This window comes from Edaphobacter aggregans DSM 19364, from assembly GCF_000745965.1.
Lineage (GTDB): Bacteria > Acidobacteriota > Terriglobia > Terriglobales > Acidobacteriaceae > Edaphobacter > Edaphobacter aggregans.
This window is the reverse complement of record NZ_JQKI01000028.1, coordinates 46,447-60,682: the sequence shown is the minus strand read 5'-3', so window position 1 is coordinate 60,682 and position 14,236 is coordinate 46,447. Positions and strand designations below refer to the sequence as shown.

The following is a 14,236-nucleotide window of genomic DNA, read 5'->3' as shown; positions in this document are numbered from 1 at the left end:
TACAGACGATGCACTTGTTGTGAATCAGTTGATAGAGAGAGAAGCGGCGAACCTTTGTGGTTCGCCGCTTTTTTGATTTATGGCTGCGATTTGCCGTGAGGCAGCAAAGCCAAACTACGGAGATTCCTTCCCCTTCGGCTGCGCTCAGGGTCAGAATGACGAACGTTGGCATGTGGCGAACGTTGTGCATGACGAACGTTGGAGTGCGTCTTGCGGGTCAGCCGAGGGCTTCGAGGCTTGTGGCTCCGAACTTGAGGTACCAGGGGCTGGCAGCCTTGAGGGCGTTGTTGACGTTTTCGATGTTCTGGACTCCGGTGGTCTCGAGCCAGCGCCGGAAGGCGCTTGCTCCTTCCTTGGCGTAGACGGGGATGCCTTCCTTCCAGGTGGCGCGGCCGCAGAGGACTCCGTTGAACTTTGTTCCGGACTCGCCGGCGAGTTCGAGGGTTTCGATGAAGACGGGGTTGGAGACGCCGGCGGAGAGGTAGATGAAGGGCTTGTGGGTCATGGTCTCGGCATCGCGGAAGTGCTGGAGGGCTTCGGCCCGGGTGTAGGCTTTTTCGCCCTTGAAGGCGCGGGTGCCTTCGACGAAGGACATCTCGACGGGGACCTCGACCTTGAGGACGTCGACGTTGTAGCGTTCTTTTCCGAACTCGGCCATGGAGCCGGAGACGACTTCGGGCTTCTTTTTAGCGTAGGCGAGGGCCTTCTCGTCGCCGCCCTCGGCATCGTAGCCGACGGTCTCGAGGAAGAAGGGGATGTCCTGGGCGAGGCACTCGTCGCCGATGCGCTCGATCCAGGCGTGCTTGAGGTCGTTGATTGCGGTCTTTTCGAAGGGGGTGTAGTAGAGGAGGATCTTGATGCAGTCGGCTCCGGCTTCCTTGAGGCGGCGGACGCTCCAGACGTCGAGGAGGTCGGGGAGGCGGCCGGGGGTGGCGGCGTCGTAGCCGGTCTTCTCGTAGGCGAGGAGGAGGCCTGCTTTGTTGCGCTCCTTGGAGGCGGGGAGGCCGTACTCGGGGTCGAGGAGGATGGCGGAGGCGTGGCGGGTGAGGACCTCAGTAACGAGGACCTTGAACTCCTCGAGGTCGTGTGCGTTGGCGGCGGCTCCGCGTTCCTTGGCGAGGGACTTCTGAAGGGATCCGCGCTGGTCCATGGCGGCGGCGGCGATGACGCCGCGCGAGTCGGATACGGCCTTGAGTCCTGCGAGTTTGCCTGGGGTCAGCTTGGACATTGCTCTTGATTCTCCTGAAATTAGGTTGGGAGCCATTTTACACAGCGAGGGTTGGGTTGGTGTTCGAGGGTACCCCCTCCCCCCGTACCTATGTGCGCAAAGTATTCGAAAGATTGAAGTTGTGGTGGCACTTCGTGTGCGGTTAGCGCATGTTCCTCGGATTGGGTCGTCCTGTTTTGGCAGCTAGTTAAATTGTAGCGAGTGGAGGGTAATTAATCGGCAACCTGGATCTGCTGTGGTTTGTTTGAGTTGGGGGAATTTGGCTCTTGACAGGGTTTTCGGTGGAAAAAGAGGCACCTGATTTTTGCGGCAGAGACGGTATGGAGGCCGGGGCGTCATAATCTCAACTAGAGCAGGGAGGACGCGGATGAGGATACAGGTGCTGGCAGTAGTGCTTGGGATGACGATGGTGGGGATGGCTCAGAGCCCGGGCGATCCGAGTTCGGCGGGTGGGGCGCAAGGCTCCTCTCAGGGGTCTTCTCAAGGATCGGCTCAAGGAGCATCTCCAGAATCAGGGCAGAGCACGTCGCTGGTGGTGCCGGGGCGAACGGGACAGGCTCCCGTGGTTCAGCGGAACGGGCGATGGTATGTGGACGTAGAGGCTCTGGCGCGGGTGACGGGCGGGACGCTGGGATTTCAGGGGAGCAGGATTGTGTTGACTCTGCCGGCAGCACAGCAGAGGCCTGTGCAGCAGCAGGCGGCGGCGCCGGTGACGCCACCCGAGGAGAAGGGGTTCACGCGGGAGTTTCTGCGGGCCGGGGTGGAGCAGATGGCGGTGGTTCGTGAGTGGCGGAGCGCGCTGGAGAACGCGATTCGCACGAACAATCCGGTGGAGGAGAGCTGGGTCTCCTACTATCGGAGGGCGGCGAGCGACAAGATGGCGATGGCTTCGGCCGCGGCGTCGACGGAGTCGGATCGCAGGGGGATTGGCCTGCTGCAGAGCGAGATGGGGATGATCGCGCAGTTGACCGACCGGTTTCTGGCGCTGAGGAGCAACCTGACGTATGTCGATCCGACGTCGCTGGACAACGATCCGCTGGACCAGAAGATTCTGGCGTGCGCGCAGGGAATGGCGGCGATCGCGGTGCCGGGGGGAATGTTTGAGGATGTGGCGGACTGCCACTGAGGGAACGGATGAAAAAGGTCGTTTTCAAAGTATTGATTGCGGTTGTCGCAGCGTTTCTGCTGGCGGCTAGTAGCGGCTTCCTTCTCTTCAAGGTTGTTGAAAGAAGAGTTGTGTCGCGGATGCGAGCGCCGAAACTGAAGGTTGAGCGTAAGTTCGCAAGTGATCTAGTCTTTCGTACGCTCGATGGGCAACCGCGACGTCTTTCAGAGAGCAAAGGCAAGGTCGTCTTCCTGGACCTTTGGGGCACATGGTGTGTGCAGTGTGTGGCAGAGATGCCGAAGGTGCAGGCATTATATGACCACTATCGCAGTGACCCTGATGTGACATTTCTTGTGGTTTCGCGATTGGATACACCCCAGCAGGTGCGTGCGTATGCTCGACGCAACAACTTTAGTTTGCCGTTTTATCTGATGCGTGATGAGGACATACCGAAGACGATGAGACTCGACCAGTTTCCGTCGACGTTTTTATATGCAAAGGATGGAAGCATGGTGGTGGAGCATGTCGGAGCGGCGGATTGGGCCGACAGCTCGGTGGTTTCACTGATCGATCGACTTAAGCAGCAGTGAGGCAAATTCTGCGGTAGAAGGCTAGAGTGCGTTTTGCTGCCGGTCGCGTTCGCGGACCAGGAGGAGGCCGACCATCCAGCCGAAGGCGCTCATGAAGCCGATGTAGGTGAGGAGGAGGGCTAGTTTGGTGAGGCGGGTCTGGGTGTCTCCGAAGTAGCCGTCGATGAGGGCCTCGTCGAAACCGAGGCGCTGGGCGATGCAGGCGTTGCGGGAGAGGTTTTCGCAAGGCGGGCGCTGGGGGGATTGGAAGCCGACGGCGAAGGAGACGGTCTGGTCGACCGCGGGGACCTCGATGTGGGCGACGGCGAGGATCTCGAGTGAGATGAAAAGGAGGAGCGTGACGAGGGCGAGGGTGAGGGCGAGGCGGAACTCAAGGGGCTTCGCGGGGGCTTGCCTTCTCCATTGAACGACGACGGCGATGATTCCCATGGAGGCGATGGAGATGGGGATGGCGGTGTTCTGGAGCGAGAGAGGGATGAGTGAGAGGAGCGGGGTGAAGAGAGGGACTCCGACGAGGCCGAGGTAGGGAGCGAGGCCGACGCCGACGGAGACGGTGAAGCCGAGGAGGTAACGCACCCAGTCGGAGGCGAGGCGGGGGAGTTTGGGCTTGGGGGAGTCGGCGGAGGCGGCTTGGGTTTGCTCGGGCATTGGTTATTGACCGGTGACGAGTTCGCAGGGGAGCGGAGCGGAGGGACTGCCGGCGTGGACGAAGGTGCAGCGGAGGAGATTGCCTTTTTCGCGCACGAGGTTGAGGGTTCCGGTGATGGTCTTCTCGCCATCCTTTGCGACGGTGTAGTTGTAGACGCCGCGCCAGACGTTGGTGAGGGTTCCGCGGGAGGCGCGGGTGAGCTTGTCGCCGGCGACGGGGGTGAGCTCGTAGAGGGCGCCGGTGGGGCTGCTGTCGAGGATGAGGTCGAGGCGGTAGGCGCTGACGCTCTTGAGCGAACTGAGGACCTCATTGGCGTCGGAGAGATAGGGGCCGCAGATCTTCATGTTGATCTTCTGATTGGCGGGGACTCCGGGGATGACGGCGGGGAAGTTCTGCATGACGTAGGCGCGGAGGGGCGCGGCGTCGGGCGGGAGGTCGTCGAGGAGCTGCTGGCGGGTTGCGGCGAGGACGCTGTTTAGGTCGCCTGCGGGATAGGTCCACTTTGGATTGGTGAAGCGGCGGGTGCGCGCCTGGAAGTCGGCGTCGGTCTGGGAGATTTGGGACGCGATGCGGGCGTCGTCGGCCGAGGGCTGCTGCGAGTTGAGGGGCCCGAGAGACAGAAGAAGAAGGAGAACTGTTGCGTAACGGGTCACGCGTGGCTCCTTGTCTGGCGGATTGTGGCCCTGATGGTACTGAGGGTGGGGGATGGATGCAAGATGGAGTGCCGACAACGGTTCAACCGCAGATCCTTCGACTGCGTCTGGCGCGAAGTGCACTCCAGCCTTCGCTCAGGATGACACCTGTTTGAATGGCGGACAGCGATTCAGTTTGGATGCTGCGGGTGGGCTAGACGGCGGAGGCGAGGGCGGATTGCTGGGCGGCAAAGAGTTCGCGGATGCCCTTTTCGGCATAGTCGAGCATCTCGTTGAGCTGGGCGCGGGAGTAGGAGTCTTTTTCGGCGGTGGCCTGGGTTTCGACGAGGCCTCCGTTGGCGAGCATGACGACGTTCATGTCGACGGTGGCGCGGGAGTCCTCTTCGTAGCAGAGGTCGAGGAGGGTGTTGCCGTCGACGATGCCGACGCTGGTGGCGGCGACCATTTGGCGGAGGGGGGAGGTCTTGAGGGTTCCGGCGGCGACGAGTTTTTCGAGCGCGATGGCGAGGGCGACGGAGGCTCCGGTGATGGCGGCGGTGCGGGTTCCGCCGTCGGCCTGGAGGACGTCGCAGTCGAGGATGACGGTGCGCTCGCCGAGTGTCTTCATGTCGACGACGGAGCGGAGGCTGCGGCCGATGAGGCGCTGGATCTCATGGGTGCGGCCGCCGATCTTGCCGCGCTCGGCCTCGCGGGGGGTGCGGGTGAGTGTGGCGCGGGGGAGCATGCCGTACTCGGCGGTGACCCAGCCGCGGCCGGAGTTGCGGAGCCAGGCGGGGACGCCCTGCTCGATGGAGGCGTTGCAGAGGACGCGGGTATTGCCGGCCTCGATGAGGACGGAGCCTTCGGCCATGGCGATGAAGCCGGGGGTGATGCGGATGGAGCGCAGGGAGTCGGCGGTGCGGGAGTCGGGACGGAAGATCTGGGGTGGAGCGGCGGACATTTGGCGATTATAGAGGAGCAGGGAATAGGGAGTTGGGAATAGGGAGTAGAAGGCGGGTGGCGCGATGAGGGGGACGGATCTTCCCGGATTGGGAATGATTCCGTTTTGGGAAAAGCTGTGTGGGTAAATTTTGTAGGGATTTGGGACGTATCGGCGGGGTGACTGTTCCGATTTGGGAATTGCTCTTAAGGGCGAGGCGTGGTTGTCTTGACAGCGTAGGGACGTGGAATCGAGGCTGCTCCTTGTTAAGCAAGCACTTAGGGAGAGCAGTTCCAGTTTGGCACTCCACGTGATTATTGAAGTGCTGCAGCCGCCAGGGGAGTAACACGCGGTGCAGGAGTGAAGAAGACGATGCGGGCAATGCAGAGCAGTACTGCCGTGTTTGAGAAGGAAGCTTCAAGACAGTTTTCGGCGCTACAGTTTGTGAGCCGGCGGCTGGATCTCGGAATCGTCGAGGAGACGGCCGGGATGGTGGATCGCGAGCCGAGCGAGGGTCTGGAGCGAGAGGCGCGGGGGGGGCACAGGAACGGGGCGGGATCGCTGGGGGTGGCCGAAGGCGCGGGCCTGGCGCACGATGCGGGGAATCTGCTGGGGGCGCTAAGTCTTTACTCGGAGTTGCTGGCGGCGCCGGGGGTTCTGAACGAGGAGTATCGGGAGTACGCGGCTGAGCTGAGGATGCTGAGCGAGCGGAGCCACGCGATGATTGCGCGGCTGGTGGAGCATGCGCAGAGCGGCGAGGCGGAGATCGTGGAGGCGATGACGGTTCTGCCTGCCGTGGTGAAGCGATGCCGCGGCCTGCTGAGCCGCGTGGCGGGGCGGAGGGTGGAGGTGGTCTTCGGGCCGGGAGCCGAGCGGCCGGTGAATGTGCCGGTCGAGGCGGTAGAGCGCATCCTGACGAACCTGGTGAAGAATGCGTCGGAGGCGATGAGCGGCGAGGGCGGGACGATAACGGTGAGTGTCGCCGGCGCGAAGGATGCTGCGGAGGATGGCTGGGGGACGGCGGAGCCGCGGGTGGTGCTGACGGTCTCGGATACCGGCTGCGGGATGACCGAGGTGACGGTCCGCGTGCTGGGCGAGTCTGCTGTGGCGAAGGCGGGCGGGCGAGGGCTGGGCTTTCGTGTGGTGCGCGAGCTGGTGGCGATGTCGGAGGGCTGCCTGACGATCGCGAGCCGTCCGGGTGAGGGAACCGGTGTCACGGTGGAGTGGCGCGCGGTGGAGGAGCTGGAGCTCGAAGGGCGCGACGGCGTGAGACGAGTGATGCGGGGCGCGGCGGGATGGATCGCGTGCTGAGCGGAGACGGACAGAGAAGGATGAGCGAAGTGATGCTGGGAGAGCAGGCGATGAGGAGAGAGGGAGCGCAGATGAGAAGCACGGATGCTCCGTCGGGAGTGCTGGTTGGGGTCTCGGATCTGGGGTCGCCGGCGAAGGCGGAGCGCGTGCAGGGAGCTGTGCCAACGCTGCATGTCCTGGTGGTGGACGATGACTCGGCGGTGCGCAAGGCATGCGTGACGATCGCTGAGGGCATGGGCTGTGCGGTGGTGGGAGCCGAGAGCGTGGCGCGGGGGCGGGCGATTTTGAAGCACCAGAAGATCGACGTGCTGCTGCTGGACCTGAAGCTTCCGGATGGCGCGGGGCTGGAGCTGCTGGAGCAGGTGAAGTCGCTGTATCCGGAGACGGCGGTGGTGGTGATGACGGCGTTCGCGACGGTCGCCTCGGCGGTGGAGGCGATGCGGATTGGAGCGCGCGACTACCTGACGAAGCCGTTTGCGCTGGAGGAGCTGACGACGGTGCTGGAGCGCGCGGGGCAGAGGGTGCAGTTCGACCGCGAGAGCCGGCTGCTGCGGGAGAGGCTGCGGTCACAGAAGGACACCAACGGGCTGGTTGGGCGCTCTCCGGAGATGGAGAAGCTGTACCGGATTCTTTCGAAGGTGGCGTTTTCGACGCATCCGGTGCTGATTCTGGGGGAGAGCGGGACGGGCAAGGAGCTGGTGGCGCGGTCGATCCACTTCAACGGGCCGAACAAGGCGAAGCCGTTTGTGCCGGTGGACTGCGGGTCGCTGGTTCCGAGTCTGATCGAGAGCGAGCTGTTCGGGCATGTGAAGGGAGCGTTTACTGGAGCGGACCGTGCGAAGGAGGGTCTGCTGGCAGCGGCTGAGGGTGGCACGGTGTTTCTGGATGAGATTGGAGAGCTGCCGCTGGACCTGCAGGCGAAGCTGCTGCGGGCGCTGCAGGAGAAGGAGATCAGGCCGGTGGGGTCGACGCAGGCTCGGCCGATCTCGGCGCGGGTGCTGGCGGCGACAAACCGCGATCTGACGGCGATGGTGGAGCAGGGGAGGTTTCGCAAGGACCTCTTCTTCCGGCTGAATGTGGTGAACCTGAGGATTCCTCCGCTGCGCGAACGCAGGGGAGATATTCCGCTGCTGGCGATGCACTTTCTGGCGCGGATGGAGAAGCAGACGGGAGTTGAGCGGACGTTCTCGGACGAGTCGCTGCGGGTGATGCAGAAGTTCGACTGGCCGGGCAATGTGCGGGAGTTGGAGAACGCGATCGAGCGAGCGTGTGCGCTCTCAAGCGGGCCGGTGCTGCACATGGGCGACTTGCCGACGCAGCTGCAGGACTTCAGGATGCATCGAAGCATGGCCGAGAGCAATGGCGCCGGGGCGGCGGCGGAGGGGTCGCGGGGCGCGGGCGCGGGTGAGGACGGGATTGTGTCGATCGCCGAGATGGAAAAGCAGGCGATCCTGGGGACGATTCGACAGCTGAATGGCGACAAGCTGCTGGCGGCCAAGCTGCTGGGTATCGGGAAGACGACGCTCTATCGCAAGCTGAAGGAGTACGGGATCACGGAGGGGATGGGGGAGTAACGCCGGCCAGCAGATGCACCTCGATCGGGAATCAGGGAGAGGCGCGTTGCGCTAGCATCGTATAGACCGAGAGGAGAGATGGGCATGCGATGCAGGCATCTGGATCAGATCAGTGAGGTAACGCCTTCGGCGAAGGGATGCGAGGACTGCCTGAAGGTGGGGGGATGGTGGGTTCATCTGAGGATGTGCATGGTCTGCGGGCATATGGGGTGCTGCGACTCGTCACCGAATAAGCACGCGACGAAGCACTTTCATGCGGTGAAGCATCCGATCATGCGGTCGATGGAGCCGGGGGAGAATTGGGGCTGGTGCTTTGTGGATGAGGTGGAGCTGGATTTTTCGACGAAGCGCTGAATGAAGATTGCTTGTTAACCAGAGTGGCCGCTGAACCGTTGTATGAGCGACGGAAGATCATGACACGGAGAGCGGAATGTTGAAAAACTGTTGGTTGATGCGGGGAGCGGTACGCTCCATGGTTTTAGGGGGAGTTCTGCTGAGCGGGTTGCCGTATGCGACGGCACAGCCACCGGCAGCTGCTCCAGCGGCCACGCCAGAGATGTCGAAGGACAGGGTTATTGAGACCAGAGAGCAGCTGATGGTTCTGCTTCGCATGAGTCCTACGCTGGCTACGGTGATTGCGAACGATCCTTCTTTGCTGGCGAACCAGGAGTATATTGCGCGCAGCAATCCTGAGCTGGCGAGATTTCTGCAGGCTCACCCCGAGGTTGTGCGGAATCCGGATTTCTATCTCTTCGCTGACCTTTCCGGGAATCACGGCAGACGTGTTGAAGGGCTGCAGCGACGGCTATGGCCGGAGCGATTTCGTGATGACGACGCACGGCTGAGAGACTTTATGGGGATACTGGTAGGCTCGCTGGGATTCCTCGTCCTGCTTGGCGCATTTTTGTGGCTGATCCGGACGCTCATTGATAACCGGCGCTGGAGCCGCATCTTCAAGATGCAGAGTGATGTGCATGGACGGTTGATAGAGCGGTTCAGCAGCAACGAAGAACTGCTGAACTACATGGGAACGGAAGCAGGAAGGCGTTTTCTGGAGGCAGCGCCCATTCCTGTGGATTTTGACAGGGACCGTCGGGTTCCCGCAGTTTTGACACGCGTTCTTGTTCCGCTGCAGGTGGGCGTCGTACTGACGTTGTTGGGATCTGGGCTGCTGTTTCTGCGGCATAGCCTTCCGGAGATCGCCGCGCCGTTACTGGTGTTTGGCGTGGTTGTCCTGATGCCCGGTGTGGGACTGGTTGTTTCCGCGGGCATTACCTGGATTCTGGCCGGTCGGCTGGGTCTGATGCCTCGGGGCGCGGGTGAACCTGTGGATCAGGGAGGGCGGCTGTGAGGCGAACTCGTGATGCGCAGCCCGGGAGCCTGGCGATATGAACTGGGAGCATGTCCTTTCCGGTGCGGGAACCCGAGATGCGGCGCAGACTGCGGAACCAGCCATGGACAGCGAGACCTTTGCGGCATTCTACGAACGCTCGGCTCGTCCCTTGTGGGCCTATCTGGCGCGGGTTTCGGGGGATGCCTAGCTGGCCGAAGACCTGATGCAGGAGAGCTATGTGCGATTTTTGTGTGCGTCGACTCCTAATGACGGCGAAGTGGCTGCGAGGCGCTACCTGTTTCGGATTGCGAGCAACCTGTTGCGCGATCACTGGCGACGGCCGGGTGTGATCTCGATCGAGGGTTTGCCGGAGCATCTGCTGATGAGAGAGGATGACTCAGCCGAGATGGACTGTCGCGCGATGCTTGGTCCTGCGATGGCAAGGATGAGACCGCGTGACCGGCAGTTGTTATGGCTGGCGCACGCGGAGAACTACTCTCACCGCGAGATTGCGGAGATCACAGGACTTGGAGTAACGAGCATCCGGCTACTACTCTTTCGGGCGCGGAAGGAGATGGCCAGACAGCTACGATCTGGTGGTCGGAATGGGAGGCTGGGATGACGATGATCTCGTGCAGCCGCAGGGAAGATGTGGCTGCGATGCTGCGCAATGGATATTGGCCGGATGCGTGTGAAGTAAGTCTGCGCTCTCACATCGATGGCTGCAGCCGATGCAAAGAACAGGTTCTGATTACGCAGAGCTTTCAGGAGGCTCGCCTGGAGTCCATAGGAGAGGCGCGGTTGGGCAGCGCGCAGGCGTTGTGGTGGAAGGCGCAGCTTCGCCAGCGTGATGCGGCTCTGAGGCAGGTGGGCAGGCCTGCGGCGCTGGCTCAGGGATTCGCGCTGATGATCGGTTTGATTACGGCGTGCGGGTTTTTGATCTGGGGGTGGAGCAGAGGACTGGGCTGGGTTGCTTTGAGGGACCTGCAGGAACTGCTGGCTGGGGTGCGAGTCGATCTGCAGCCGTTTTTTGCGGCGTTTGGGAATAATTTGACGGTGCTGATGGTTGGTTTGATGGCGATCGCTTTGTTCGGGGGCGTGGTGTATATGGCGTCGGACAAGCAATAAACGAGATTCCTCAATCAGAGGAGCTGGATTTTCGTTGTCTTCGGTCTTGCAGGCGAGGAAGCATTTTCCCAGAAGTTGAACCATGTGACCAATCGTGATCGTTGATGCCAGATTGCCGTTGCGTCAACTCGAAACGCCGGGTTTGCTATGCTTGGCTCATCTTCAAAAAGAGAGTGAGCAGCAACGATGTCAGAACAGGCAGTAAAGATTACGGTTCGCCCGAACGGTCCGTTGCGGGTGGAGGGTCCAATCTCGTTGACGGACGCGGATGGAAGGCATTGGGATTTGACGGGCAAGCCGGCGATCTCGTTGTGCCGTTGTGGCCATAGCGAGAAGCGGCCGTTTTGCGACGGGTCGCACAACCGCGTGGGATTCCAGTGCGCAGCGAGTCCGGCCGTGTTGACGTAGAGGATTCTGCCGCCTTGATTGGGCGAGTCTGCTCGCGGATCGAGGCGGCGTTTTCCCAAATAATGCTTTGTTAAGGAAGGCTCGATGAAGGTTTGCGGCTGGCCGGCTCGGTTGTTCTCGGTTGTTCTGCTTGGTTCGACGTTGGTGTGGGCGCAGGCTGGTGGGGCGGCCTCTGATCCGGTGGCGGTGACGCTGCCGGCGGCGAAGCTGACGGAGTATGTGGGGCAGTACCGGTCCGCTTCGGAGCCGGATGTTGTCAACTCGGTCTCGGTGAATGGCGACACGCTGTGTGTCGAGGGCGAGCGCATGGCAACGCGCGAGCTGAAGGCGGAGTCGCAGGACCACTTCTTTGTTCCAGGCACGCCGTTGCGGGTGACGTTTGAACGTGACGCTTCAGGAAATGTCGCGGGATTGAAGACGACCGGTTTGGGGCAGCGGAGCGGCGGGGGCGAGGTAACGATGGCTCGCTTCAGCGCGGAGCCGGCGAAGCTGAATCACTTTCGCGAGTACACGCGCACGGAGGCGATGGTGCCGATGCGCGACGGGGCGAAGCTGCACCTGGTGATCCTGCGGCCGGCGGGGGCGGAGAAGTCGGGGGAGCCGCTGCCGTTTCTGCTGGAGAGGACGCCGTACGGCGTGGACGGCGCATCGTCGACGGGAGTGAATGCTTCGAAGCCCGAGCTGGCGGCGAGCGGATACATCTTTGTGTCCGGGGATATTCGCGGGCGGTACAAGTCGGAGGGGCAGTTCGTGATGAACCGTCCGATCGTCGAGCACAAGACGAAGAAGGATGTGGACGAGACGACGGACACGAATGACACGATCGACTGGATGCTGAAGAATATTCCGAACAACAACGGGCGTGTGGGTGTGTACGGGGTTTCGTATCCAGGGTTCCTGGCGATCATGGCCGGGATCGATGCACACCCGGCGGTGAAGGCGATCTCGCCGCAGGCACCGATGACGAATATCTGGATCGGCGACGACTTCTTTCACAACGGAGCGTTTCGCCAGACGTACGGATTCGACTATGTGCAGCAGCTGGAGGCGCAGAAGACGGATGTGCCCGTGCAGTCGAGCGAGGACACGTTTGATTTCTTTTTGAAGAACGGAAACTTTGCGGGTGCGGCGAAGAGCGCAGGGATGACGCAGCTGCCGACGGCGAAGGCGTTTCTGTCGCAGCCGGAGTATACGAAGTTCTGGCAGGCGATGGCGGTGGAGCCGCACCTGACGAAGGTGGAGGTTCCGACGCTGGAGGTTGGAGGATGGTGGGACCAGGAGGATATGTGGGGCCCGCAGGCCGAGTATGCCGCGCTGGAGCCGCACGATAAGCAGCACGAGGTCTTCATCGTCCTGGGGCCGTGGAATCACGGTGGGTGGGGTCCGACGACGCGGCATCTGGGCGTGGTGGACTTTGGCGCGGCGACGGGCGATCAGTATCGCAAGACGATCGAGGCGCCGTTCTTTGAGAAGTACCTGAAGGATCGTGCTGCATTTGATCTGAAGGATACGGCGAGCTTCCGCACAGGTGTGAACCAGTGGAAGCGATATGATGTGTGGCCGCCGAAGGCTGGATTCAAAGCGGCGAAACTGTATTTGGCTCCGGGAAATTGTCTGAGTTTCAACGCTCCATCAGGAGAGGTGAAGACGGACTACATGGCTGATCCAGCGAATCCGGTGCCGTATCGCAACAGGCCGATTCAGCCGACGTATGGGCGTGGATCGAAGTGGCGCACCTGGCTCGTGGAAGACCAGCGGTTTGTGAGTGGACGCAAGGACCTGGCGAACTTCACGACGGCGCCGCTGGATCATGATGTGACGGTGACGGGCGATGTGATGGCGGACATCTTCGCGGCGACTACGGGCAGCGATGCGGACTGGGTGGTGAAGCTAATCGATGTCTATCCGGACGACGCGCCGAACGGCATGGGCGGCTATCAGTTGATGGTGGTCGATGAGATTCTTCGCGGCCGGTATCGCAAGAGCTTCGAGAAGCCGGAGCCGGTGAAGCCGGGCGAGGTGACGGAGTACCGGTGGAGTTTGCATGGAGCGGACCACACGTTCCTGAAGGGACATAAGATTATGGTCGAGGTGCAGTCGAGTTGGTTCCCGCTGTACGACCGGAATCCGCAGACGTATGTGCCGAACATCATGACGGCTCCGGCGAGTGCGTACAAGGCGCAGACGATCTCGATCTATGAGTCGCCGAAGTATCCTTCGCATCTTGAGTTTGAGATGCCCGAGTAGGTTGAACAGAACTGCGAGGAAGGCTTGAGCATCAAGACGATCAGCAGTCGTGAGGTGTATCGCAACCCGTGGACGAGCGTGCGCGAGGATGTGATCGAGCGCGCGAACGGACAGCGCGGCATCTATGGCGTGATCGACAAGGATCCGGCGTCGATCATCATTCCGCTGGAGGTCACGGCGGAGGGCGAGTTCGTCTACCTGATCGAGCAGTATCGATACACGGTGGGCGGGACGTTCGCGGAGTTTCCGCAGGGCGGATGGGAACAGGCTGAAGTTGATCCGGAAGAGCTGGCGCGTGGGGAGCTGCGGGAGGAGACGGGGCTTGAGGCAGCGCGGATGACGCACCTGAGCACCGTGCAGATCGCGTATGGAGTGATGAACCAGAAGCACCATGTCTTTCTTGCGGAGGGCTTGACGCACGGTGAGGCGCAGCCCGATGCGGAGGAGCATGACCTGGTGGTGCGGCGTGTGCGTGTGGCGGAGTTCGAGCGGATGGTGCTGAGCGGGGAGATTGTGGACAACTGCTCGATCGCCGCGTGGGGGCTGTACAAGATTTGGCTGGAGCACGGACGGGCGGCGAGGTGACGCGATGAGCGACGAGCCGTTTGGAGAACAGTTGAAGCAGGCCGAGGGTACGGAGCGCCGGGTGCGCTGGGTGAATGTGGGGAGCGTTCTGTTTGCGCTGCTGCAGAGTGCGTGCACGGCGGTGCTTGCGATCAGCGGATTCAGGGTGTTGATCGGGTTGAGCGCGCTGGCGGCTGCGGCGGGGATTCATGCGCCGGCGAAGGGTTTTCATCAGGACGCGATACGGATTCCGATGATGTGGCTGGCGCTGGCGGGCTCTGTGGCGAATCTGTACTCGGTGTGGCGGGTGCGGTCGTTGCGGGCGCGGCCTGCGGCGCAGTGGCGGGTGCAACCGGTGTCGCGAGAGAAGCTGCGTTCGGAGCGGCTGCAGGTGGCGCTGGCGATCGTGACGCTGGTGCTGCTGGCGGTGGAGTGGATTGCGCACCCGATGGTGCACCGGGTGTGAAAAAAACGCGCGATCCGTTTCATTTGGTTGCCCCCTGAGCTTCGTGGCGTTTCAAATGAAA

General features: G+C 62.0%; 17 protein-coding genes. 13 read left to right on the top strand and 4 right to left on the bottom strand.

Features of this window, described 5'->3' with window-relative positions; translation table 11 throughout:
* Positions 1-217 precede the first annotated feature (217 nt).
* Positions 218-1,228 carry a tagatose 1,6-diphosphate aldolase gene (locus Q363_RS13905; RefSeq protein ID WP_035351110.1) on the bottom strand — a complete coding sequence of 337 codons (1,011 nt, stop codon included), beginning with the start codon at positions 1,226-1,228 and terminating at the stop codon, positions 218-220.
* 367 nt (positions 1,229-1,595) lie between these two features.
* On the opposite strand from Q363_RS13905, the gene Q363_RS13900 reads away from it, so the two are divergent.
* Both Q363_RS13900 and Q363_RS13895 read left to right on the top strand, forming a co-directional pair.
* Positions 1,596-2,354 carry a hypothetical protein gene (locus Q363_RS13900; protein WP_157466854.1) on the top strand — a complete coding sequence of 253 codons (759 nt, stop codon included), beginning with the start codon at positions 1,596-1,598 and terminating at the stop codon, positions 2,352-2,354.
* A gap of 8 nt (positions 2,355-2,362) precedes the next feature.
* Positions 2,363-2,923 (top strand): TlpA family protein disulfide reductase, encoded by a 561-nt coding sequence (locus Q363_RS13895; protein ID WP_051978752.1) that lies wholly within the window; start codon positions 2,363-2,365, stop codon positions 2,921-2,923.
* Positions 2,924-2,944: 21 nt separating this feature from the next.
* Here the strand turns inward: Q363_RS13895 and Q363_RS13890 are convergent, their stop codons facing one another.
* The 3 genes from Q363_RS13890 to rph all read right to left on the bottom strand — a co-directional run bounded on the left by Q363_RS13890 (position 2,945) and on the right by rph (position 5,165).
* Positions 2,945-3,571, bottom strand: a complete 627-nt coding sequence (locus tag Q363_RS13890; RefSeq protein WP_035351107.1) for a hypothetical protein — start codon at positions 3,569-3,571, stop codon at positions 2,945-2,947.
* A 3-nt stretch (positions 3,572-3,574) separates the two neighbouring features.
* Positions 3,575-4,225 (bottom strand): hypothetical protein, encoded by a 651-nt coding sequence (locus Q363_RS13885; RefSeq protein ID WP_035351105.1) that lies wholly within the window; start codon positions 4,223-4,225, stop codon positions 3,575-3,577.
* 193 nt (positions 4,226-4,418) lie between these two features.
* Positions 4,419-5,165, bottom strand: coding sequence for a ribonuclease PH (gene rph, locus Q363_RS13880; RefSeq protein ID WP_035351103.1), 747 nt, complete (start codon positions 5,163-5,165; stop codon positions 4,419-4,421).
* A 360-nt stretch (positions 5,166-5,525) separates the two neighbouring features.
* Here rph and Q363_RS13875 point away from each other — a divergent pair, with 360 nt between their 5' ends.
* The 11 genes from Q363_RS13875 to Q363_RS13830 all read left to right on the top strand — a co-directional run bounded on the left by Q363_RS13875 (position 5,526) and on the right by Q363_RS13830 (position 14,175).
* Entirely contained in the window at positions 5,526-6,455 is a 930-nt protein-coding gene (locus Q363_RS13875) for a sensor histidine kinase (RefSeq protein WP_035351100.1), read from the top strand.
* 20 nt (positions 6,456-6,475) lie between these two features.
* Positions 6,476-8,029: a sigma-54-dependent transcriptional regulator gene (locus tag Q363_RS13870; RefSeq protein ID WP_245632215.1), complete on the top strand. Its 1,554-nt coding sequence runs from the start codon at positions 6,476-6,478 to the stop codon at positions 8,027-8,029.
* Between the two features lie 84 nt (positions 8,030-8,113).
* A complete protein-coding gene (locus Q363_RS13865) occupies positions 8,114-8,383 on the top strand; it encodes a UBP-type zinc finger domain-containing protein (RefSeq protein ID WP_035351158.1) in 270 nt (89 codons plus the stop codon).
* A gap of 76 nt (positions 8,384-8,459) precedes the next feature.
* Positions 8,460-9,380: a hypothetical protein gene (locus Q363_RS13860; RefSeq protein WP_157466850.1), complete on the top strand. Its 921-nt coding sequence runs from the start codon at positions 8,460-8,462 to the stop codon at positions 9,378-9,380.
* Between the two features lie 37 nt (positions 9,381-9,417).
* Positions 9,418-9,570, top strand: a complete 153-nt coding sequence (locus Q363_RS40490) for a hypothetical protein (protein WP_157466848.1) — start codon at positions 9,418-9,420, stop codon at positions 9,568-9,570.
* A gap of 15 nt (positions 9,571-9,585) precedes the next feature.
* Positions 9,586-9,984, top strand: a complete 399-nt coding sequence (locus Q363_RS13855; protein WP_035351094.1) for an RNA polymerase sigma factor — start codon at positions 9,586-9,588, stop codon at positions 9,982-9,984.
* A complete protein-coding gene (locus Q363_RS13850; protein ID WP_035351091.1) occupies positions 9,981-10,490 on the top strand; it encodes a hypothetical protein in 510 nt (169 codons plus the stop codon). Before Q363_RS13855 ends, Q363_RS13850 begins: the two co-directional genes overlap by 4 nt.
* A gap of 186 nt (positions 10,491-10,676) precedes the next feature.
* Positions 10,677-10,898, top strand: coding sequence for a CDGSH iron-sulfur domain-containing protein (locus tag Q363_RS38115; protein WP_084080349.1), 222 nt, complete (start codon positions 10,677-10,679; stop codon positions 10,896-10,898).
* Positions 10,899-10,982: 84 nt separating this feature from the next.
* The gene (locus tag Q363_RS13840; RefSeq protein WP_035351087.1) at positions 10,983-13,145 is read left to right on the top strand and encodes a CocE/NonD family hydrolase; all 2,163 of its coding nucleotides are present in this window, start codon (positions 10,983-10,985) and stop codon (positions 13,143-13,145) included.
* Positions 13,146-13,169: 24 nt separating this feature from the next.
* Positions 13,170-13,730: an NUDIX domain-containing protein gene (locus tag Q363_RS13835; protein ID WP_035351085.1), complete on the top strand. Its 561-nt coding sequence runs from the start codon at positions 13,170-13,172 to the stop codon at positions 13,728-13,730.
* Between the two features lie 4 nt (positions 13,731-13,734).
* The gene (locus Q363_RS13830) at positions 13,735-14,175 is read left to right on the top strand and encodes a hypothetical protein (RefSeq protein WP_051978751.1); all 441 of its coding nucleotides are present in this window, start codon (positions 13,735-13,737) and stop codon (positions 14,173-14,175) included.
* Positions 14,176-14,236: the final 61 nt, after the last annotated feature.